General features: G+C 62.7%; 18 protein-coding genes. 10 read left to right on the top strand and 8 right to left on the bottom strand.

The window, feature by feature from the left end; genetic code table 11:
- Nucleotides 1-74: 74 nt before the first annotated feature.
- The 3 genes from I554_RS0124755 to I554_RS0124745 form a co-directional block, all read right to left on the bottom strand.
- Nucleotides 75-236: a Flp family type IVb pilin gene (locus I554_RS0124755; RefSeq protein ID WP_024576182.1), complete on the bottom strand. Its 162-nt coding sequence runs from the start codon at nucleotides 234-236 to the stop codon at nucleotides 75-77.
- A 165-nt stretch (nucleotides 237-401) separates the two neighbouring features.
- On the bottom strand, nucleotides 402-620 hold the full coding sequence (locus tag I554_RS0124750) for a hypothetical protein (protein WP_024576181.1): 219 nt from the start codon (nucleotides 618-620) through the stop codon (nucleotides 402-404).
- A 76-nt stretch (nucleotides 621-696) separates the two neighbouring features.
- Nucleotides 697-2,241 carry an acetolactate synthase large subunit gene (locus tag I554_RS0124745; protein WP_024576180.1) on the bottom strand — a complete coding sequence of 515 codons (1,545 nt, stop codon included), beginning with the start codon at nucleotides 2,239-2,241 and terminating at the stop codon, nucleotides 697-699.
- 287 nt (nucleotides 2,242-2,528) lie between these two features.
- Between I554_RS0124745 and I554_RS0124735 the strand changes: the two genes are divergently transcribed.
- A complete protein-coding gene (locus I554_RS0124735) occupies nucleotides 2,529-3,101 on the top strand; it encodes a L,D-transpeptidase (protein WP_024576179.1) in 573 nt (190 codons plus the stop codon).
- 129 nt (nucleotides 3,102-3,230) lie between these two features.
- Nucleotides 3,231-4,040: a DUF2927 domain-containing protein gene (locus I554_RS0124730; protein WP_024576178.1), complete on the top strand. Its 810-nt coding sequence runs from the start codon at nucleotides 3,231-3,233 to the stop codon at nucleotides 4,038-4,040.
- 123 nt (nucleotides 4,041-4,163) lie between these two features.
- Here I554_RS0124730 and I554_RS0124725 read toward each other — a convergent pair whose 3' ends face one another.
- Both I554_RS0124725 and I554_RS0124720 read right to left on the bottom strand, forming a co-directional pair.
- The gene (locus I554_RS0124725; protein WP_024576177.1) at nucleotides 4,164-5,336 is read right to left on the bottom strand and encodes an isovaleryl-CoA dehydrogenase; all 1,173 of its coding nucleotides are present in this window, start codon (nucleotides 5,334-5,336) and stop codon (nucleotides 4,164-4,166) included.
- 213 nt (nucleotides 5,337-5,549) lie between these two features.
- Nucleotides 5,550-7,031 (bottom strand): PAS domain-containing methyl-accepting chemotaxis protein, encoded by a 1,482-nt coding sequence (locus tag I554_RS0124720; RefSeq protein ID WP_024576176.1) that lies wholly within the window; start codon nucleotides 7,029-7,031, stop codon nucleotides 5,550-5,552.
- A 231-nt stretch (nucleotides 7,032-7,262) separates the two neighbouring features.
- Here I554_RS0124720 and I554_RS0124715 point away from each other — a divergent pair, with 231 nt between their 5' ends.
- The 5 genes from I554_RS0124715 (at nucleotide 7,263) to I554_RS0124695 (ending at nucleotide 13,361) form a co-directional block, all read left to right on the top strand.
- A complete protein-coding gene (locus I554_RS0124715) occupies nucleotides 7,263-8,534 on the top strand; it encodes a cytochrome P450 (RefSeq protein WP_024576175.1) in 1,272 nt (423 codons plus the stop codon).
- Nucleotides 8,535-8,604: 70 nt separating this feature from the next.
- Nucleotides 8,605-9,870 (top strand): cytochrome P450, encoded by a 1,266-nt coding sequence (locus tag I554_RS0124710; RefSeq protein WP_024576174.1) that lies wholly within the window; start codon nucleotides 8,605-8,607, stop codon nucleotides 9,868-9,870.
- Between the two features lie 130 nt (nucleotides 9,871-10,000).
- A complete protein-coding gene (locus I554_RS0124705; RefSeq protein WP_024576173.1) occupies nucleotides 10,001-11,167 on the top strand; it encodes an acyl-CoA dehydrogenase family protein in 1,167 nt (388 codons plus the stop codon).
- A 224-nt stretch (nucleotides 11,168-11,391) separates the two neighbouring features.
- On the top strand, nucleotides 11,392-12,510 hold the full coding sequence (locus I554_RS0124700; RefSeq protein ID WP_024576172.1) for a CaiB/BaiF CoA-transferase family protein: 1,119 nt from the start codon (nucleotides 11,392-11,394) through the stop codon (nucleotides 12,508-12,510).
- On the top strand, nucleotides 12,507-13,361 hold the full coding sequence (locus I554_RS0124695; RefSeq protein ID WP_024576171.1) for a MaoC family dehydratase N-terminal domain-containing protein: 855 nt from the start codon (nucleotides 12,507-12,509) through the stop codon (nucleotides 13,359-13,361). Before I554_RS0124700 ends, I554_RS0124695 begins: the two co-directional genes overlap by 4 nt.
- Before the next feature lie 154 nt (nucleotides 13,362-13,515).
- On the opposite strand, the gene I554_RS0124690 is transcribed toward I554_RS0124695, so the two are convergent.
- Both I554_RS0124690 and I554_RS0124685 read right to left on the bottom strand, forming a co-directional pair.
- On the bottom strand, nucleotides 13,516-14,313 hold the full coding sequence (locus I554_RS0124690; RefSeq protein ID WP_024576170.1) for an SDR family oxidoreductase: 798 nt from the start codon (nucleotides 14,311-14,313) through the stop codon (nucleotides 13,516-13,518).
- An 81-nt stretch (nucleotides 14,314-14,394) separates the two neighbouring features.
- A complete protein-coding gene (locus tag I554_RS0124685) occupies nucleotides 14,395-15,096 on the bottom strand; it encodes a hemolysin III family protein (RefSeq protein WP_024576169.1) in 702 nt (233 codons plus the stop codon).
- Nucleotides 15,097-15,296: 200 nt separating this feature from the next.
- Here I554_RS0124685 and I554_RS0124680 point away from each other — a divergent pair, with 200 nt between their 5' ends.
- From I554_RS0124680 to I554_RS0124670, 3 genes are all read left to right on the top strand, one after another.
- Nucleotides 15,297-16,766, top strand: a complete 1,470-nt coding sequence (locus I554_RS0124680) for a YcjX family protein (protein ID WP_024576168.1) — start codon at nucleotides 15,297-15,299, stop codon at nucleotides 16,764-16,766.
- The gene (locus tag I554_RS0124675; RefSeq protein ID WP_024576167.1) at nucleotides 16,763-17,806 is read left to right on the top strand and encodes a TIGR01620 family protein; all 1,044 of its coding nucleotides are present in this window, start codon (nucleotides 16,763-16,765) and stop codon (nucleotides 17,804-17,806) included. Before I554_RS0124680 ends, I554_RS0124675 begins: the two co-directional genes overlap by 4 nt.
- A 119-nt stretch (nucleotides 17,807-17,925) precedes the next feature.
- On the top strand, nucleotides 17,926-18,180 hold the full coding sequence (locus I554_RS0124670; RefSeq protein ID WP_024576166.1) for a hypothetical protein: 255 nt from the start codon (nucleotides 17,926-17,928) through the stop codon (nucleotides 18,178-18,180).
- Between the two features lie 33 nt (nucleotides 18,181-18,213).
- On the opposite strand, the gene I554_RS0124665 is transcribed toward I554_RS0124670, so the two are convergent.
- Nucleotides 18,214-19,779, bottom strand: a complete 1,566-nt coding sequence (locus I554_RS0124665) for a glycosyltransferase family 39 protein (protein ID WP_024576165.1) — start codon at nucleotides 19,777-19,779, stop codon at nucleotides 18,214-18,216.
- Between the last annotated feature and the right edge of the window lie 53 nt (nucleotides 19,780-19,832).

Raw genomic sequence — 19,832 nt, 5'->3', positions numbered from 1 at the left:
GCTGTCTGCACGCCGGAGCGAAAGGCAAAATTTGCTGGCTGGAATGGCGCCGGCGGAACGCGCCGACCGTCGGATCAATCGAACGCGGCCTTGACCGTGGCGTACTTGCCGCCGAGCGTGGTGCCGAGACCGTTGACCGCAGCAACGATCGCTACCGCGATGCCCGTTGCGATCAGGGCATACTCGATCGATGTCGCAGCCTTCTCGTCACGGATAAAACCAAACACCGTCTTCATCGGATCAGCCTCACTGCATTTCTTGCACATGACGGCTTCGCCATACGAGTGCTCGCTGAAGCCACGGCTAACCTAGCGGCAAGAAGCTGCCGAAGACTTAACTAAACCTTTCCATGATACCGCCCGCACCATCGGAAATTCGCAGACGTTTCACGGGCGCGGCCCTCAGTCGTGCGGGACTGACTTCAGCGCCAGCAGGGCCAGCAGCTTCATGCGCTCCGGGTCACGCTCCCCCTGCGACGCAAGCTCGATGATGTTCTTCGCGAGCGCCTGAACCCGCGCCGACCCCACCGGGAATGGCAGGGTCTCGACGGCCTCCTCGAAGGCCTGCGTCATGGCGGCAATGGTGTCGGGGCTGAAGGACGAGCCCTGAAAGACTTTCATCTCAGAACCCCCCGCGAGAATGCTCTTGCGTATTCAACGCAAAAGCCTCGCGCAGGGTTCCTTCTCTTGTTGTCGGTTACATCACCACTTCGATCAGCCGCGGACCCTTTTCGCGCACCGAATTGGTCAGTGCGTTCGAGAAGTCCTCCGCCGTGGTGACCGACTGCGCGGACACGCCCATGCCCTTGGCCAGCGATACCCAGTCGAGGGCGGGATTGTCGATGTTCAGCATGTCGAGCGCCTTGCGGCCGGGCTCGCCCGCATCGACGCCGGCGAACTCACCCTTGAGGATCTGATAGGTGCGGTTGGCAAACACAATCGTGGTGACATCGAGTCCCTCCCGCGCCTGCGTCCACAGCGATTGCAGCGTGTACATCGCGCTGCCATCGCCGACCATGCAGATCACCTTGCGGTCCGGACAGGCGACCGCGGCGCCGGTCGCAACGGGGGTCGAGAAGCCGATCGACCCGCCCATGTTCTGAAGCCAGTCATGCGGAGCGGCTGCCGCCGTCGGCGGAAAGAATCCGCGGCCGGTGGTGATCGATTCATCGACCACGATGGCGTTCTCCGGAATGGCCATCGCAATCGCCTGCGCGATCGAGGCGTGCGTCAGCGCGCCGGTGGGTTTGGACAGCTCCATCAGCTTCTGAGGCTGCGCATCCGCCGCCTTGGCGCCGAGCGCATCGGCCAGCGCGTGCAATGCCGCCACCGAGTTCTCGCCGGATTCGCACATGCGATGCACCTCGCAGCCTTCCGGCTTCAGCAGGCTCGGCTTGTTCGGATAGGCGAAGAACGCCACCGGGTCGTTGGTCTCGACCAGAACGATGTGGCGGAAATCCTTCAGGATCGGCAGCGCCTGCTCGATCACATAGGGAATGCGGTCGATGGAGAAGCGGCCGCGGCCACGCGCCATGCGCGGATTGTAGGTCTGGCCCATGACCTTGCATCCGGTCTTGCCGGCGATGCGCGCGGCGAGCGCCAGTCCTTCTTCCGTGAGCGCCTTGCCGGTCAGCAGCAGCAGCGTCTGCTCACCGCTGCGCAGAACGCGCGCGGCTTCATCGACCGCCTGCGGCGAATAACTGGCGCGCTGCGAATCCTCGGGCACCTGCGCGATGCCATCGGCTTCATTCCAGGCTGTGTCGGCGGGGAGAATAAGCGTCGCGATCTGGCCCGGATGGCTTCGCGCCGCCGCAATGGCGGCAGCGCCGTCGCGCGCAATGGACTTCGAGTCCGGCGAGGTGCGAACCCACGCCGACATCGGCCGCGCGAGACCTTCGATGTCCGAGGTCAGCGGCGCGTTGTATTCGATGTGATAGGTCGCATGCTGACCGACAATGTTGACGATGCCGGAATGCGCCTTCTTGGCGTTGTGCAGATTGGCGAGGCCGTTGGCGAGGCCGGGCCCGAGATGCAGCAATGTCGATGCCGGCTTCCCGGACATCCGATAATACCCGTCGGCGGCGCCGGTCACGATGCCTTCAAATAGCCCGAGCACACATCGCATCCCCTCGACACGATCCAGCGCGGCGACAAAATGCATCTCCGATGTTCCCGGATTGGTGAAGCAGACATTCACATCGCCCGCGACCAATGTTCGCACCAGACTTTCCGCGCCGTTCATCATTCCACTCCCGTTCGAGGCTTTTTGTTGAAGTATCGCTAGATGAACCATCCTTATGACAGTTCGTCAAAGCCTGCGGTAGGTTGGAACAGCAGCATGACTGTGCGGATGTGGCATGTCTCGCAGAAGTCACGCCTCAGGCAGATAATGGGCTGCCCCGAAGCCTTTCACGCGTCCGTGGGTTGCGAAAACACGCAAATTGTGGCCTTTCTCGCGATGTTCTTGGCACCTGTGATTTGGTTCGCCAGCATTTTCGCCCCGGTCTGACGATCTCTATGAGGATTCTAATGACGCGCCTATTGTCCGTAATTCTTACCGCAGCGACCTTGTTGGGCAGCAGCAGCCTTGCGATGGCGGATCAGGAGTTCAATCCGCTGCTTCAGCTTTTCGGCGGCGGCGGAATGGGAGGCGGCTCCGGCCCGATTCCGCGCACCACAGTTAGTTTCCAGGGCAACTATGCGCCGGGCACCATCATCGTCGATACCAGGGAACGCCGGCTGTATCTGGTTCAGGAAGGTGGCCGGGCGCTGCGCTATGGCATTGGCGTCGGCCGCGACGGCTTCCGCTGGGGCGGAGTCCATCGCATCACCGCGAAGAAGGAATGGCCGAGCTGGACGCCGCCGGCACAGATGCTGCGCCGCCGTCCCGATCTGCCGCGCCACATGGTCGGCGGACCCGACAATCCGCTCGGCGCACGCGCCATGTATCTCGGCTCGACGCTCTATCGCATTCACGGCTCCAACGAGCCGGAGACGATCGGTCAGGCTGTCTCGTCAGGCTGCTTCCGCATGGTCAATGACGACGTCATCGACCTCTACAACCGGGTGCAGGTGGGCGCGACGGTCATCGTCAAGAACTAAGGTCCGGATGGCCCGCTCGGGTCCTGCCGCAAGCTCTTGAAGGCCGGCCCCTGTGGCCGGTCTTCGCATTTGTTGACTGGCCGCGAACGCTCTTGCGCGCGAGCGGAGCGACGGCTAGCTCAGGTTGTCATGGAAACGTCTTCAACAATGCGGCGGCTGATACCGGGCATCGTCCTGCTGGGCAGCCTGACGCTCAGCACGACATTGTGGTCGCCGACCCTTGCCGAAGGGCCCAATATCAGCGCACGCCAGCGCAACGAAAAGAAGACCTTCACCGACAGCCAGATCATCGACGGCTTCATGAAGACGGCGTTCGGCGCGGAGTATCATCTGGCCGGGCGCGTCGACCGCATCCGCAAATACCACATGCCGGTGCGCGTCTTTATCGACGGCTCCCGCGCCGACCGGAAAAAGCAGATCGGAAAGGTTGTCGGCGACATCGCAAGGCGGGTTCAGCATCTCGACATTGCAGTGACGAACAAGCGCGACGAGGCCAACACCATCATCACGCTGGTTCGCGACCGCGATCTTCAGAAAACCATCACGTCGTTCTACGGCGCTGAGAAGGCCAAGGAAATTCACGACACGCTGGACCCGCAATGCCTGTCCGGATTTCGCAAGAACGACAACTACGAGATCCAGCACTCGGACGTGATCCTGACGGTCGATAACAGCGACTTCGTGTTTCTCGACTGCGCCTATGAGGAATTGCTGCAATCCCTCGGGCCGATCAACGACACCGACTCGGTGCCATGGACGATGTTCAACGACGACGTCTCGATGGGCTTCTTCGACGTCTACGACCAGTACATCATGAACATCCTGTACGATCCCCGCATCAAGGCAGGCATGACCGTCGATGAAGTCCGCGATGTGCTGCCGGCCATTCTGCCAGACGTGCGGGCATGGGTCGCCAAGGTCAACATCCTGCCACGGTAGCCTTGCATCGCCCGAGCGCGGCTTTGCGCTTCGTCATTGCGAGGAGCTCTTGCGACGAAGCAATCCAGCTTCTTCTTTTTAGAATGGATTGCTTCGCTTCGCTCGCAATGACGTCGAGGTCGCCTAAGCCGTCTTCTCGAACAGTTCGCGGCCGATCAGCATGCGGCGGATTTCGCTGGTGCCCGCGCCGATCTCATAGAGCTTGGCGTCGCGCAGCAGCCGCCCCGTCGGGTAGTCGTTGATGTAGCCGTTGCCGCCCAGCAACTGGATCGCATCCAGCGCGCACTGGGTTGCGCGCTCCGCCGCGTAAAGGATCGCGCCAGCCGCGTCCTCGCGCGTGGTCTCACCACGATCGCAGGCCTTCGCGACCGCATAGACATAGGCGCGGGACGCATTCATCGTGACATACATGTCGGCGACCTTGCCCTGCACGAGCTGGAAGCTGCCGATCGGCTCGCCGAACTGCTTGCGCTCGTGGACATATGGCATCACGACATCGAGGCAGGCCTGCATGATGCCGAGCGGTCCCGCCGCCAGCACGGCGCGCTCGTAGTCGAGGCCGGACATCAGCACGTTGACGCCGCGCCCGACGTTGCCGAGGACGTTCTCCTCCGGCACTTCACAATCCTCGAACACAAGCTCCGCGGTATCGGAACCGCGCATGCCGAGCTTGTCGAGCTTCTGCGCCGTGGAGAATCCCTTCATGCCCTTTTCGATCAGGAATGCCGTCATGCCGCGAGGACCGGCTGCCGGATCGGTCTTGGCGTAAACAACAAGCGTCTCGGCAACCGGACCGTTGGTGATCCACATCTTGTTGCCGTTGATGATGTACCGATCGCCCTTCTTGTCGGCGCGGGTCTTCATCGACACGACGTCCGACCCTGCGCCAGGCTCTGACATCGCCAGCGCGCCGACATGTTCGCCGGAGATCAGCTTCGGCAGATACTTACGCTTCTGGGCGTCGTTGCCGTTGCGGCGGATCTGGTTGACGCACAGGTTCGAGTGCGCGCCATAGGACAGCCCCACCGAGGCGGACCCGCGCGAGATTTCCTCCATCGCGATGCAGTGTTCGAGATAGCCCAGCCCCGAGCCGCCGAATTCCTCTTCAACCGTCATGCCGAGCAGGCCCAGTTCGCCCATCTTCGGCCAGAGGTCGCGCGGAAACTGGTTGCTCTTGTCGATCTCGTCGGCACGCGGCGCGATCTCGTTTGCCGAGAAATCGCGGACGGTTTCGCGGATCGCATCCGCGGTCTCGCCGAGATCGAAATTGAACATGCTGTGCGCGTTCGGAATCATCAGGTTCTCTCCCCGGGGGTCGCCCCTTTAACGAAGGCCGGCCCTTGTTTGGCGGACAATGCCACGGGCCGGTTGCGGGGAGAAGAGCGGAAGCGCCGGAACATGCCGGCACCTTCCCGACAGCAATCCTGCCCCGAGTCTGCGGGGAGATGGCCATAAAGCGGGATGCCGAAATGTCTTGTGGCTGACATTTCGGCGGCAATTTCGCAGGCGTTACGCCAGAGCGCGCGAAGCCTCCCGCACCTTGCGGGTCGATTCATCGACCGAGCGGGTCGCCTCCGCGATATCGGTCATGTTGGCGTTGATATCGGTCACACCTTTCGCGGCGACCTGCATGTTGGACGAGATGCTCTGGGTCACCGACGCCTGTTCCTCGACCGACGCCGCGATCGCCGCCGAGATTTCGTTGATGCGGGAGATCGTCTGCGTGATGGCCTCGATAACACTGACAGCGCTGGTGGTGGTACCCTGCACCTCGGCGATCTGCGCGCTGATTTCGTCGGTCGCCTTCGCGGTCTGGGTCGCCAGGCTTTTGACTTCCGACGCGACGACGGCGAAGCCCCGGCCCGCCTCGCCCGCACGCGCCGCCTCGATGGTGGCGTTGAGCGCGAGCAGGTTGGTCTGTTCGGCAATGTTGTTGATGAGCTTGACCACATCGCCGATCTTTTGCGCCGCGATGGCGAGACCCGAAACGATGGCGCTTGTCTCGTTGGCCTGTTGCACCGCCTGAAGCGAGATGGAGAGCGCATCCGACGCCTGGCGGCTGATTTCACTCACCGAAGCTGCAAGTTCCTCCGCACCCGAGGCAACGGCCTGCATGTTGGACGACGTCTGTGTCGAGGCACTCACCGCCGACGTCACGCGCTCGGAGGTCGAGGTCACAGCCTCGGTGATCTGTCCGAGGTCGAGGTCGATGGACTTCTGCAACTCGCCGCGGCGGATTCGGTCCTCGACCTGCGCCGTGGTGTCGGTGGCGAATTTCACCACCTTGACGAGCTTGCCATCCGCGCCCCGGATCGGATTGTACGACGCCTGAATCCAGACTGCCTTGCCGCCTTTGCCCACGCGCTTATATTCGGCGGCCTGATAGTCACCTCGGCGCAGCGAATCCCAGAAATCGCGGTAAGCCGCGCTGTCGCGATACTGAGGCTCGACGAACATGCGGTGATGCTTGCCCTCGATCTCGTCCAGCCGGTAGCCGAGCGTTTTCAGGAAATTCTCGTTCGCTGTGATGACAGTGCCGTCGAGATTGAACTCGATCACGGCCTGCGACTTGTGAATGGCCGCGATCTGGCCTTCGTAATCGGCGCTCTTCAGCTTCTGTTCGGTGATGTCGGTGGCGAACTTCACCACCTTGTACGGCTTGCCGCCGCGGCCCAGCAGCGGATTGTACGACGCCTGGATCCAGACCTGGCGCCCGCCCTTGGCGATGCGGAGAAACTCGCGCGACTGGTGCTCTCCCCGGCGCAGCGCGTCCCAGAATTCGCGATATTCGGGCCGGTCGCGCAGTTCGGGATCGACAAACATGCTGTGGTGCTTGCCCTGAATTTCGTCCAGCCGATAACCCATGGTGTTCAGGAAATTGGGATTTGCGGTCACGATCGTGCCATCGAGGTTAAACTCGATGACGGCCTGCGATTTATTGAGCGCGTCGAGCTTTTCGGTAAGTCCATGAGAAGATTTGAACAATTGCATTTCCTGTGCCCCTGACTCAGATCGACGCACCAAGGCTAGGGTTAACTGGTTAAGCAACTTTTACGCGAACATCTTCGTAATGGTTCCCTCCGATGGCACCGGCATGCTCCTACCGTGGCCGCGCCGGGGCGGCAAAACTGCGACTTGCCGGGCTGCCAGCGAAGCTGATGTAATTCCCCAAAACACATGCGTCAGGGATCAACCCGTGAGCGCAATCAGGGAGAAGCGGCGATGCACGGGAGCCTCGATTCTTCACACGATTCCGCATTGAAGGCGGCGCGAGACGAGGCCTATTCGACGCCGCTTGCGGAGCTCAATCCCGGCGATCCCGACCGTTTCCGCAACGATACGTTCTGGCCGTACTTCGAGCGGTTGCGGAAGGAAGACCCTGTCCATTACTGCAAGGACAGCGAGTTCGGCGCGTACTGGTCGGTCACCAAGTACAACGACATCATGTATGTCGAGACCAATCATCAGATCTACTCCTCGGAGTCGAGCCTCGGCGGAATCACCATCCGCGACGCGCCGCCCGAGTTTCGCCGCCCGATGTTCATCGCGATGGATCAGCCGAAACACAGCGCGCAGCGCAAGACGGTCGCGCCGATGTTCACGCCAACCCATCTCGACCAGCTCGCCGGCACGATCCGCCAGCGCGCCGCGCAGTGTCTGGATTCGCTGCCCCGCAACGCCACCTTCGACTGGGTCGACCGGGTCTCCATCGAACTGACCACCCAGATGCTCGCGACCCTGTTCGATTTTCCGTGGGAGGAGCGCCGCAAGCTGACGCGCTGGTCCGATGTCGCGACCGCCCTTCCCGGCAACACCGAGATCATCGCATCCGAGGATGCGCGGCAGGCCGAACTGCAGGAATGCGCCGCCTATTTCTCAAGGCTCTGGAACGAGCGGATCGATGCCGAGCCGAAAAGCGATCTCATCTCGATGATGGCGCACGCGGAAGCGACCCGCGACATGGATCCCAAGACGTTTCTGGGGAACCTCATTCTCCTGATCGTCGGCGGCAACGACACCACGCGCAACTCGCTGTCCGGCGGCCTTTACGCGCTGAACCAGAATCCGCGCGAGTATCAGAAGCTGCGCGACAATCACGCCCTGGTCGACAGCATGGTGCCGGAAATCATCCGCTGGCAGACGCCACTGGCGCATATGCGCCGCACCGCGTTGCAGGACACGGAGCTGCGCGGCAAGCAGATCAGGAAGGGCGACAAGGTCGTGATGTGGTACGTCTCGGGCAACCGCGACGACGAGGTGATCGAGAACCCCGACAGTTTCATCATCGATCGCGCCCGGCCCCGTCAGCACCTGTCGTTCGGCTTCGGCATTCACCGCTGCGTTGGAATCCGCCTGGCGGAATTGCAACTGAAGATCGTCTGGGAGGAAATTCTCAAGCGCTACGACAACATCGAAGTGGTCGAGCCGCCGCATCGGGTGTATTCCAGTTTCGTCAAGGGCTACGAGACCCTTCCGGTACGGCTGGCGTCATAGCAAGCCGGCATCCGGCGATAAGAATTCTGGCGTCAGACACACTCACGCCTTGGGATAAGGGAAACGAACGATGCATGGAACGATCAGCATGGCCCGCGACGAGCGCCAGAAGGCGGCGCGCGAGAAGGCCTATTCGATGCCGCTCTCGGACTTCCATGTCGGCGCGCCTGAACTGTTCCGGAGCGACACGCTGTGGCCCTACTTCGAACGGCTGCGCAAGGAAGAGCCGGTGCACTACTGCACCACCTGCCCGGTCGGCGATTACTGGTCGGTGACCAAGTACAACGACATCATGCATGTCGACACCAATGCCGGGATTTTCTCGTCCGATGTGAAATACGGCGGCATCAGCCTGCGCGACGTCGGCGAGAATTATAACTGGCCGAGCTTCATCGCGATGGACGAGCCGAAGCACGGCCCGCAGCGCAAGACCGTGCAGCCGATGTTTACGCCGGTGCATCTCGACCGCCTCGCCGTTCTTATTCGTGAGCGCTCGGCCACCATCCTGGACAATCTGCCGCGCAACGAGACGTTCAACTGGGTCGATCGCGTCTCCATCGAGCTGACGACGCAGATGCTGGCGACGCTGTTCGACTTCCCGTGGGAGGACCGCCGCATGCTGACGCGCTGGTCCGACCTCTCCACGGCGCTGCCGAAGAGCGGCATCTACGAGAGCGAAGAGCAGCGCCTGCGCGAGCTTGGCGAATGCGCCGACTACTTCACCCGCCTGTGGAACGAGCGCCTCAAGAATCCGGGTAACGATCTGATCTCGATGATGGCGCACAGCGACGCCACCCGTGAGATGAACCGGGATGAACTGCTCGGCAACCTGATCCTGCTGATCGTCGGCGGCAACGACACCACCCGCAACTCGATGAGCGGCTCGGTGCTGGCGCTGAACGAGAACCCCGACCAGTACGACAAGCTGCGCGAGAACCATGCGCTGATCGACAGCTTCGTGCCCGAGGTGATCCGCTGGCAGACGCCGCTGGCCCACATGCGCCGCACCGCCCTGCAGGACACCGAACTCGGCGGCAAGAAGATCAGGAAGGGCGACCGCGTGGTGATGTGGTATGTCTCCGGCAACCGCGACGGCGAGATGATCGAAAACCCGGACAGCTTCATCATCGACCGCGCCCGGCCGCGAACCCATATGTCGTTCGGCTTCGGCATCCACCGCTGCGTCGGCATGCGGCTGGCCGATCTGCAGCTCAAGATCATCTGGGAAGAAATCCTCAAGCGGTTCGACAACATCGAGGTGGTCGGCGAGCCCAAGCGGATCTATTCGAGCTTTGTGAAGGGCTACGAGGAACTCCCGGTGCGCATCAACGCGTAACCGCGTCTGATGCCATCTTTCGTGGCGGGCCTCTTGTGGCCAGTGGCTGCGCCACGGATGCAATTTCGGAATATGGCTGCGCGTCCCAAACCGCTGGAATACAGGCTGGCGATCTGCCAAACACACCCTCATGACACATCACGAGCAAGACTTTTCCGACATCCGCGAATCCGTTGCCAAGCTCTGCGCGCAATTCCCCGGCGAGTACTGGCGCAAGCTGGACCGCGAGATGGCCTATCCGAAGGAATTCGTGCAGGCGCTGATCGACGCCGGTTACCTCTCGGTGCTGATCCCCGAGGAATACGGCGGCTCCGGCCTGAAGCTGTCGGCGGCGGCCGCGATCCTTGAGGAGATCCAGCGCTCCGGATGCAACGGCGGCGCCACCCACGCCCAGATGTACACCATGGGCACCCTGCTCCGGCATGGCAGCGAGGAGCAGAAATCCAAGTGGCTGCCGCGCATCGCCAGCGGCGAACTCCGCCTGCAGGCCTTCGGCGTCACCGAGCCGACCAGCGGCACCGACACATCCTCGCTCAAGACCTTTGCCAAACGGGAAGGCAACGACCACTACGTGGTCAATGGCCAGAAGATCTGGACCAGCCGCGCCGAATATTCCGATCTGATGATCCTGCTCGCCCGCACCACGCCGAAGGACCAGGTGGCCAAGCGCACCGACGGCCTGTCGGTCTTCATCGTGGACATGCAGGAAGCGAAGAAGTCCGGCGGCCTGACCATCCGCCCGATCCGCACCATGATGAACCATGCCACCACCGAAGTGTTCTTCGACAACATGAAGGTGCCCGCCGAGAACCTGATCGGCGAGGAGGGCAAGGGCTTCCGCTACATCCTGTCGGGCATGAATGCAGAGCGCATCCTGATTGCTTCCGAATGCGTCGGCGATGCCAAGTGGTTCATCAAGAAGGCCAGCGACTACGCCAAGGAGCGCATCGTGTTCGGCCGCCCGATTGGCCAGAACCAGGGCATCCAGTTTCCGATCGCCAAATCCTACGCCAACATGCGCGCCGCCGAACTGATGGTGAAGGAAGCCACCCGCCTTTATGAGGCCGGCAAGGATTGCGGCGCGGAAGCCAACATGGCGAAGATGCTCGCCGCCGATGCGTCGTTCGAGGCGGCCAATGCCTGCATTCAGACCCACGGCGGCTTCGGCTTTGCCGAGGAATACGATGTCGAGCGCAAATTCCGCGAGACGCGGCTCTATTCGGTCGCGCCGATCTCCACCAACCTGATCCTGTCGCATCTGTCCGAGCATGTGCTCGGCATGCCGCGGTCGTATTGATCAACATGCCGTCATTGCGAGCGAAGCGAAGCAATCTTGCGCCTTCTTCTCCCTCTCCCCTGTGGGGAGAGGGTTGGGGTGAGGGGCTCTAAATGTCCGAATTGAAATTCGCCCCCCCTCACCCGGATCGCTGACGCGATCCGACCTCTCCCCCTCGGGGAGAGGTAATTGCTTCGCTTCGCTCGCAATGACAAAAGCAGGACCTGAGCTTTGGGACATTCATCATGCTGCCGCTTGAAGGACTGACCGTCATCGCCGTCGAGCAGGCGGTCGCCGCCCCCTTCTGCACCTCGCGTCTCGCTGACGCAGGCGCGACAGTCTACAAGGTCGAGCGGCCGGAAGGCGACTTCGCGCGCGGCTATGACGCCGCCGCCAAGGGGCAGAGCAGCTACTTCGTCTGGCTCAATCGCGGCAAGAAGTCCGTGGTGATCGATCTTGCTACCGACGAGGGCCGCAAGACACTGGAGCGCCTGATCGCGGGCGCGGACGTGCTGGTGCAGAATCTCAAGCCCGGCTCGATGGACAAGCTCGGCTTCACCCGCGAGCGGCTGCGCAAGGATTATCCGGGCCTCGTCATCTGCACCATCTCGGGTTACGGCGATGAAGGTCCCTATGCCGAGCGCAAGGCCTATGACCTTTTGATTCAGGCCGAGAGCGGCCTTGCCTCGATCACCGGCGGCCCGGAGACACCTGCGCGCGTCGGCCTCTCCATTGTCGACATCGCCACCGGCGCGACCGCTCATGCCGCGATCCTCGAAGCGCTGATCGGGCGCGGCAAAACGGGACAAGGCGCGGACATCCGCATTTCGATGTTCGACGTGATGGCTGACTGGCTGACCGTGCCGCTGCTCAACGCCGAGAACGGCCAGCCGCCGAAGCGCATGGGCCTCGCCCATACCTCGATCGCGCCCTACGGCGTGTTCCGCTCCAAGGATGGCCGCGACATCCTGATCTCGATCCAGAGCGAGCGCGAGTGGAAAAAGCTCTGCGCCGATGTGCTGAGCATGCCGGACCTGCCGAACGACCCGCGCTTCGCCAGCATGGTCGAGCGCGTGAAGAACCGCAAACTGACCGATGACACCGTGGCCGGTGTGTTCGCGACCATGACGCGCGACGACCTGCTCAAGCGGCTGGACGATGCCGATATCGCCTTCGCCGAAGTGAACACGATGGACGATTTATCGACGCATCCGCATCTGCGCCGGATCGAGGTCGCAACGCCGAACGGCACCGTCGCCTATCCCGCGCCCGCATCCATTGTCGTCGGTGAGCAGCGGCACTACGGCGCCGTGCCTGCTGTCGGCGATTCCACCGGCGAAATTCCGCGAGGCAAGACATCATGAGCGCGAAACCCGATATCGATCATCTGCGCCAGTGGGTCGGCCGCACCCAGGAAGCATCCGACGTCATCACGGCGCAACTGGTGAAAGGCCTGCGCGCCACGCTGTTCCTCGACATCGGCAATCCCGCTGAGGGCGACGCCGCGCCGCTCACGACGCACTGGTGCCTCGCGCAGCCGGTTGCGCCGATGAGCGAAATCGGCGCCGACGGTCACCCCGCACGCGGCGGCTTCCTGCCGCCGGTGCCGCTGCCGCGCCGGATGTGGGCCGGCGGCCAGATCGAGTTCATCGATCCGCTGCGCGTCGGCGATGCCGTGACGCGCTCCTCGCGCATTTCCGATGTGAACCTGAAGACCGGCTCGACCGGCACACTGTGCTTTGTCTCGGTGGAGCACACCATCACCACGCCGCGCGGTGTCGCCATCCGCGAGCGCCACGATATCGTCTATCGCGACATGCCCGCGCCGGGCGACCAGAAACCCGCCGCTGCGCCAGCACCTGCGCCCGCCGGAAAGATCCGCGAAACGCACATGGCCGATCCGGTGCTGCTGTTTCGCTATTCGGCGCTGACCTTCAACGGCCACCGCATTCACTACGACCGCGATTATGTCACCAAGGTCGAGGGCTATCCCGGACTGATCGTGCATGGGCCGTTGCAGGCCTCGCTGCTGATCGAATTCGCCGCCCGTCAGCGCGGCGGCAAGGCGCCCGCAAAGTTTGTTTATCGCGGTGTCAATCCGCTGTTCGATGGCGCAGAATTCAGCGTCAACGGCAATGAGACCGATGCAGGACTTGAGGTGTGGACGGCGAATGCTTCAGGCGCGCCGACCATGAAGGGCACCGCGAGCTGGTGATCGCAGGCATGATTTACTCCCTCTCCCCAGCGGGGAGAGGGTTGGGGTGAGGGGCTCTAAATCTATCGAGAGATTCTACGCCCTCACCCGCCCGTCTTCGCTCGCTGCGCGAGCTTCGCCGGACGACCTCTCCCCACGGGAGAGGTAAAGAAACCTACTTCTTCCCGAAGGTCTCGCGCATCGCGGCTTGAATCTTGGCCATGCCGCCGATCCAGCGATCGTAGTTGTCGGTCTTCTTGCGCATGTAATCGAGCACCTGCGGATGCGGCAGGATCAGGAAGGTCTCGCGGTCGATGCCCTCCAGCGCGCATTGCGCGACTTCTTCCGGCGTCAGATTGCCGTCATGAGACTGCGGCCCCTTCGGCATGCCCCGGATCATGTTTGTCTCCACGCCCTGCGGGCAGAGGATCGAAACCTTGATGTTATGCGCCCGGTGCGAGATTGCGAGATTTTCCGCAAACCCGACGGCAGCGTGCTTGGTGGTCGAATAGGCAGCGCTGCCGACCTGCGACAGCAAACCGGCGGCCGAAACGGTGTTGAGGAAATATCCGCCGCCGCGCGCTCTCATGCGCGGGATCAGATGCCGCGCCGCATAGACATGCGCCATGACGTGGATGGCCCAGCTTCGCGCCCACGGCTCATCCGACGTGCCGCCGGCATTCTCCGACATCATGTCAAAGCCGCCGCCGATGCCTGCGTTCGAGCAGAACAGATCGATCGGGCCGAACTGCTGTTCGGTTTCGTCGATGACACGGAGAATGTCGGCTTCCTTGCCGACGTCACAGGCGAACGATGCGCCGCCGATGGCGTCGGCCACCGTCTTGGCCCGCGCGCCGTCGAGATCGGCGACCACGACCTTGGCCGCGCCTTCGCGATGGAAAATTTCAGCGAGCGCCTGGCCGATGCCATTCGCGCCGCCGGTGACAACGACAACTTTTCCAGCAACTTTCATACAAATGTTTTAGATGGGAAAAGCGGCCAGATCAATCGATCTGAGGTCTCGCCAGACATGCAACCGCTGGAATCAAGGCGCTCAGGCCGCGACCAGAACCATATCGAGCACCGCAGTGTAGTGCAGCGCGGCGGCGAGCAGCACGAAGGCATGCCAGATCGCATTCTGAAACCGCAGCCGCTCCCAGGCATGGAAGATCACGCCGAGCGAGTAGATCAGGCCGCCTGCCGCGATCAGCCACAGCGTCGAGTTCGGCAGCGAAGCCACCAGGCTGTCATAGGCGATGACACCGCTCCATCCCATGGCGAGATAGAGCCCGACCGACAGACGATCGAACCGGCCGGGCAGAAAGATCTTGAGCGCAATACCGGCGGCGGCGACCGACCACACACCGATCAGCAGCACTGTCGACATGAAACGATCGTGCATCTGCGCGAGGAACGGGGTGTAGGTGGCGGCGATCAGAATGTAGATCGCGGAGTGATCGAAGCGGCGCAGCAGCCACTTGGCGGGCGAGACCGGCCACAGATTATAGGTCGCGGACAGGCCCAGCATCGCAAGCAGCCCGGCGACGTAAACCGACACCGAAACGATTTCCTTGGTGGAGGCATACAGCGCGGCAAGAACGACAAGGGCAATCGCGGCGATCAGCCCGAAGGCGATGCCGAGAACATGAACGACGCCATCCGCAATCAGCTCGGCGCGGTCGTAGTCCCAGCGCACCACACCACCGCCCGCGACGCGGGCATGAGAACTGAGCTGCTTCAACCGGAAGATCGTCATGTGCACAGCCGGGTTATCGGTCCACCTTACATAAGCACCAATGATAACTTGGTGACGGTCAACGAACCCTGAAAGGGACGGGATCAGGATTCAAACCGGTCTTAAACTTGATTTTCGCGCCGTAAATCGCCAGCTTCATAAAACTGTCGCGCCTTGTTTCTCTCATTGATCCCTCAGTCCGATAAAGTCTTGATCGAATTATGGCACCCAGCTTTTCGGACATTATCGAAGACACCCGCCTTTCCATCAGATCTCTGATCGACTACGGCGAAAGCCTGTTCAATCCCACCGTGCGGCTTGGCGTCACAGGCCTGTCACGGGCCGGCAAGACCGTCTTCATCACGGCGCTCGTCCATGGCCTCTTGCGCGGCGGCCGCTTTCCGGTGTTCGATTCGCTGGCGACGGGGCGCATCGCCCGCGCCCGCCTAGAACCGCAGCCCGACGATGCCGTGCCGCGCTTTGCCTACGAGGGACACGTCCGCACCTTGATCGAGGATCGGCGCTGGCCGCATTCGACCACCGACATCAGCGAACTGCGCCTTGTGATCGAGTACCAGCGGCAGAACACGGCGACACGCACGCTGACGCTCGACCTTGTCGACTATCCGGGCGAGTGGCTGCTCGACCTGCCATTGCTGAACAAGAGCTATGAGCAGTGGTCGGCGGAGAGTCTTGCACTGTCCCGCCGCGATCCGCGGGCGCGGCTGGCGAAGCAGTGGCACGCCCATCTCGCCACACTCGAACCGAAAGAGCGCGAGGATGAGCAGGCGACACTCACCGCCGCGAAACTGTTCACCGACTATCTGCGCGCCTGCCGCGACGAACGCTTCGCCATGAGCCTCTTGCCGCCGGGCCGCTTCCTGATGCCGGGCAATCTCGCAGGCTCGCCGGCGCTGACATTTGCGCCGCTGGATGTTCCGCAGGACGGCGCGGCGCCGGACGGCTCGCTGTGGGCGATGATGAGGCGGCGCTATGAGGCCTACAAGGACGTGGTGGTGCGGCCGTTCTTCCGCGATCACTTCACGCGGCTCGACCGCCAGATCGTGCTGGTGGATGCGCTCGCCGCATTCAACGCCGGTCCCGAGGCATTGAAGGATCTCGAAGGCGCGCTGTCCGGCATCCTCGACTGCTTCAACATCGGCCGCAGCACATTCGTCAGCTCGCTGTTCCGGCCGCGCATTGATAAAATTCTGTTCGCGGCCACCAAGGCCGATCATCTTCACCACACCAGTCACGACCGGCTCGAGGCGATCCTCAAGCGCATGGTCGAGCGCGCCGCCTCGCGCGCCGAATATGCCGGTGCATCGGTGGACGTGGTCGCGCTCGCCGCCGTGCGCGCGACACGCGAAGCCATGGTGCAGCAGGGCCGCGAGAAGCTGCCCTCGATCCTCGGCACGCCGGAAGAAGGTGAGATGTCTGGCGACGAAGTCTTTGACGGCGAGACGGAAGTGGCGACCTTCCCCGGCGACCTTCCGGTGAAACTCGACGATCTGTTCAGCGGGGACAGCGCATTTCGCGGCCTGACCAACACGGCATCCAACCAGACGGACTTCCGGTTTCTGCGATTTCGCCCGCCTTTGCTCGCCCGCGAGGGTGGCGAAGAGCCCGCGCTGCCCCATATCCGCCTCGACCGTGCGCTTCAGTTTCTGATCGGAGACAAGCTGCAATGAGCGACAAGCCGCATCACCGCAAGCCGGCGGCATTCAAGCTCGACGATCCCCGCGTCATCCTGATGGATGCCGAGGACGATCCCTCGCGCCCCGCGCGGGGCAAGGTCCACATCACGCCGGAAACCGATCCCGCCCTGCTTCCGGTCCCCATCGACGAACCGGCCGTCCCCGCGCGCAGGGGCTTCGGCTGGGGCGGCGTGTTCTGGACGGCGCTCGCCGGTCTGATCGTGCTCGGTCTCGGACTCGGCATTTCCAATCTGGTCGAGGACCTGTTCAACCGCAGCACCAGCCTCGGCTACATCGGGCTTGTGTTCGCGATCTTCGCCGTCGTGGCGCTGGTGGTCATCATCGCGCGCGAGGCTTTAAGTCTGGCGCGGCTGGAAACCATCGAGAAGCTGCACGCGCGGGCCAATGCCGTGCTGCTCAGCGACGACCGTAAGGAAAGCGACGCCATCGTCCGCGATCTGCTCAAGATCGCCCACGACAATCCACGGCTGGCGCGCGCCCGCGCCGCGCTCGAAGAGCATGGCCGCGACATCATCGACGGCGCCGACATGGTTCGGCTCGCCGAGCGCGAACTGATGACGCCGCTCGATCAGGAAGCGCGGCGGCTGGTGTCGAGCGCCGCGCAGCGTGTTTCGCTGGTCACCGCCGTCAGCCCCGGCGCGGTCATCGATATGCTGTTCGTGTTCGCCGCAGCGTTACGGCTGGTGCGGCAGTTGGCGCGGCTCTACGGCGGACGGCCCGGCACGCTCGGCATGATCCGGCTGATGCGCCATGTGATCGCGCATCTGGCGCTGACCGGCGGCATGGCCGCCAGCGACAGCCTGATCCAGCAGATGCTGGGGCATGGCATCACCGCGAAGCTGTCGGCCAAGCTCGGCGAAGGCCTGCTCAACGGGTTGCTCACCGCGCGGCTCGGCCTCGCCGCCATCGACGTGACCCGGCCGCTGCCGTTCGAGGCGCTGCCGCGCCCGGCGCTGTCGGACCTCGCCAAGGACCTGCTGAAGCGCGCGGGCGGCGACGATCAGAAATCCTAAAACCTGAGGCATCTCAACGCCGGAAATACCGGTGAACCTGTTTCCTGACCGGCACGACCAATCTGCAAGGGGTGGATTTCGATCAACCCGCGCAGATCGCGCACTTCAGGAGAACGACCATGTTTCGCAAGCTCACTCTCGCACTCGCCGCCGCCGCAGCCCTCGGCGCAGCCGCCCTCGCTCCCACTTCCGCGTCCGCAGGCGGCTGGCATGGGCATCACTGGGGTCATGGCTGGGGCCACGGCTATGGCTTCGGTCTCGGCTTCAGCCCCGTCATTGTCAGCGGCGGTTATGCCGATGACGGCTGCTATGTGCAGCGCCGTGTGCGCACGCCTTACGGCATCCGCTGGCGGACCGTGAACGTCTGCTACTGAGTTCAGCTTCGTCTGAATCGGAAAATCCCGTCGTCAGTTGAGCAACCGCCATTTGTAAAACGGCGAGTCCGGAGGTGGCGACAACTCAGGCGTCCATCCGGTGACCGTCTTGAACGCGAACGGCTCGATCACCACGCCGCGCCACATCCGGTCGGCCTGTCCGACCAGTTTCAGGACCGCGGGCGTTTTCGTCTCGATCACGTTGCCGTCGTTGGGTGCGCTGTCGACATAAAGCCCGATGCCGGATGTCATCGCCACGCTCGCGGAATCCCGGAAGCCGATGAAGCGGCTGCGCTCATTCACCTGCACCACCGGAATGCTGTCTTTCAGATGCCAGCGCAGTTCCGCGTAAATCCGGTAATCGAGCGTCGCGATCCATGTCGCGCCAACTTTATCGGCGGCGGCTTTTGCCTGTCTGGCGATCTCGCCATAACCCGCCTCTTTTGCAATCGGGTCTTGTTTGGCCGCGACCGCGAAATTGCTGACGCTGTAGTAATAGAAAATCGCAACATTCAGCACCACGCCGAGGATGATCGCAGCCCTCGCCCATGGTTCAGCGGTGCGAAGAATCCAGTTTGAGCGCTGCTCCTTGCCGATCTCGGCAAGATTGATCGCTGCCGCAGCAAAGGCGAACGGCCAGATCAGCATCGGCCAGGTGTCGCCGATCCGCAGCGAGAACGATTTCCAGAAGAAGTAGGCGAACGGCGCCAGCGCACAGGTCGAGATCAGAATGGACGCCGGATTCTGCTGCCGGTAGCCGCGCCATGCCAGCATCACCGATCCGGCGAGCACCACCGGAAACAGGATCGGCCCGACCAGCGCGAGCTGGAGCCCGAAGAAATCACCGACGGTCCGCGCCGAGATGCCATGATCCGCACCGGCACGGATGAACTGGAATTTGAACGACGCCCAGTCGTGCTGCCAATTCCAGATCAGAACCGGCGAAAACACCAGGAGCGCAATGACGACAGCTGCCCATGGATAAATACTGCGCAGCCAGCGCCATCGCCACGGCGGCACCAGCAGGAACGCAGCAATGGCCGGCGCGAAGAACACCGCCGTGTATTTCGACAGCAGCGACAATCCGCCGAACAGCCCGGCCGCCAGCCACCAGCGCCCGTCATTGCCCTGCGTCAGCCGCACCAGCGACCAGACCATCGCCAGCGAAAACGGGATCAGGGCCACGTCGGGCAGGATGCGCGATGCGAACAGGCCGTATTCAGGCGCCGCGAACGGCATCACCACGGCGAGAACCACCGCACGCCGGTTCCGCGTCAGACGCCAGACAATGTCGCCCAGGATGGCGACGGCGATCCACATCGCCAGCAGTCCGCCAAAGCGCGCGCCAAAATTGGTGTCTCCGAAAATCGCCGTTCCGAACCGCACAAGCCAGGCGATCATCGGCGGATGATCGAGATATGACAGCACGTTTTCTTTTGAGAGCGTCCAGTAATAGGCCTCATCCGTACGCAGATCGGCGGTCGCGGCGTAGATCACCTGCAACGCCACAACAACAGCCATCGCAGCCGCCGCAGCCAGCATCACGCGCGGCGTCAGACGCCCTGTTTCCGTCGCTCCGGCAGCGTTGGTTGTCCCCATGCGGCTAGCTTTTCCGCGACCCCGCCGGTGAAGTCAAACACACGCTCGCTTCA

Origin of the sequence: Afipia sp. OHSU_II-C1 (assembly GCF_000497575.1) — a bacterium.
In the GTDB taxonomy this organism is placed as follows: Bacteria; Pseudomonadota; Alphaproteobacteria; order Rhizobiales; family Xanthobacteraceae; genus Afipia.
This window is presented reverse-complemented; position numbering and strand designations above follow the sequence as displayed.

Coding starts and splice junctions, on each gene's coding strand:
- I554_RS0124690 (WP_024576170.1), bottom strand. CDS start 14,313: ATGAAAGTTGCTGGAAAAGTTGTCGTTGTCACCGGCGGCGCGAATGGC.
- I554_RS0124670 (WP_024576166.1), top strand. CDS start 17,926: ATGTTTCGCAAGCTCACTCTCGCACTCGCCGCCGCCGCAGCCCTCGGC.
- I554_RS0124730 (WP_024576178.1), top strand. CDS start 3,231: ATGGAAACGTCTTCAACAATGCGGCGGCTGATACCGGGCATCGTCCTG.
- I554_RS0124700 (WP_024576172.1), top strand. CDS start 11,392: ATGCTGCCGCTTGAAGGACTGACCGTCATCGCCGTCGAGCAGGCGGTC.
- I554_RS0124695 (WP_024576171.1), top strand. CDS start 12,507: ATGAGCGCGAAACCCGATATCGATCATCTGCGCCAGTGGGTCGGCCGC.
- I554_RS0124715 (WP_024576175.1), top strand. CDS start 7,263: ATGCACGGGAGCCTCGATTCTTCACACGATTCCGCATTGAAGGCGGCG.
- I554_RS0124750 (WP_024576181.1), bottom strand. CDS start 620: ATGAAAGTCTTTCAGGGCTCGTCCTTCAGCCCCGACACCATTGCCGCC.
- I554_RS0124755 (WP_024576182.1), bottom strand. CDS start 236: ATGAAGACGGTGTTTGGTTTTATCCGTGACGAGAAGGCTGCGACATCG.
- I554_RS0124710 (WP_024576174.1), top strand. CDS start 8,605: ATGCATGGAACGATCAGCATGGCCCGCGACGAGCGCCAGAAGGCGGCG.
- I554_RS0124745 (WP_024576180.1), bottom strand. CDS start 2,241: ATGAACGGCGCGGAAAGTCTGGTGCGAACATTGGTCGCGGGCGATGTG.
- I554_RS0124725 (WP_024576177.1), bottom strand. CDS start 5,336: ATGATTCCGAACGCGCACAGCATGTTCAATTTCGATCTCGGCGAGACC.
- I554_RS0124680 (WP_024576168.1), top strand. CDS start 15,297: ATGGCACCCAGCTTTTCGGACATTATCGAAGACACCCGCCTTTCCATC.
- I554_RS0124675 (WP_024576167.1), top strand. CDS start 16,763: ATGAGCGACAAGCCGCATCACCGCAAGCCGGCGGCATTCAAGCTCGAC.
- I554_RS0124705 (WP_024576173.1), top strand. CDS start 10,001: ATGACACATCACGAGCAAGACTTTTCCGACATCCGCGAATCCGTTGCC.
- I554_RS0124735 (WP_024576179.1), top strand. CDS start 2,529: ATGACGCGCCTATTGTCCGTAATTCTTACCGCAGCGACCTTGTTGGGC.
- I554_RS0124665 (WP_024576165.1), bottom strand. CDS start 19,779: ATGGGGACAACCAACGCTGCCGGAGCGACGGAAACAGGGCGTCTGACG.
- I554_RS0124685 (WP_024576169.1), bottom strand. CDS start 15,096: ATGACGATCTTCCGGTTGAAGCAGCTCAGTTCTCATGCCCGCGTCGCG.
- I554_RS0124720 (WP_024576176.1), bottom strand. CDS start 7,031: ATGCAATTGTTCAAATCTTCTCATGGACTTACCGAAAAGCTCGACGCG.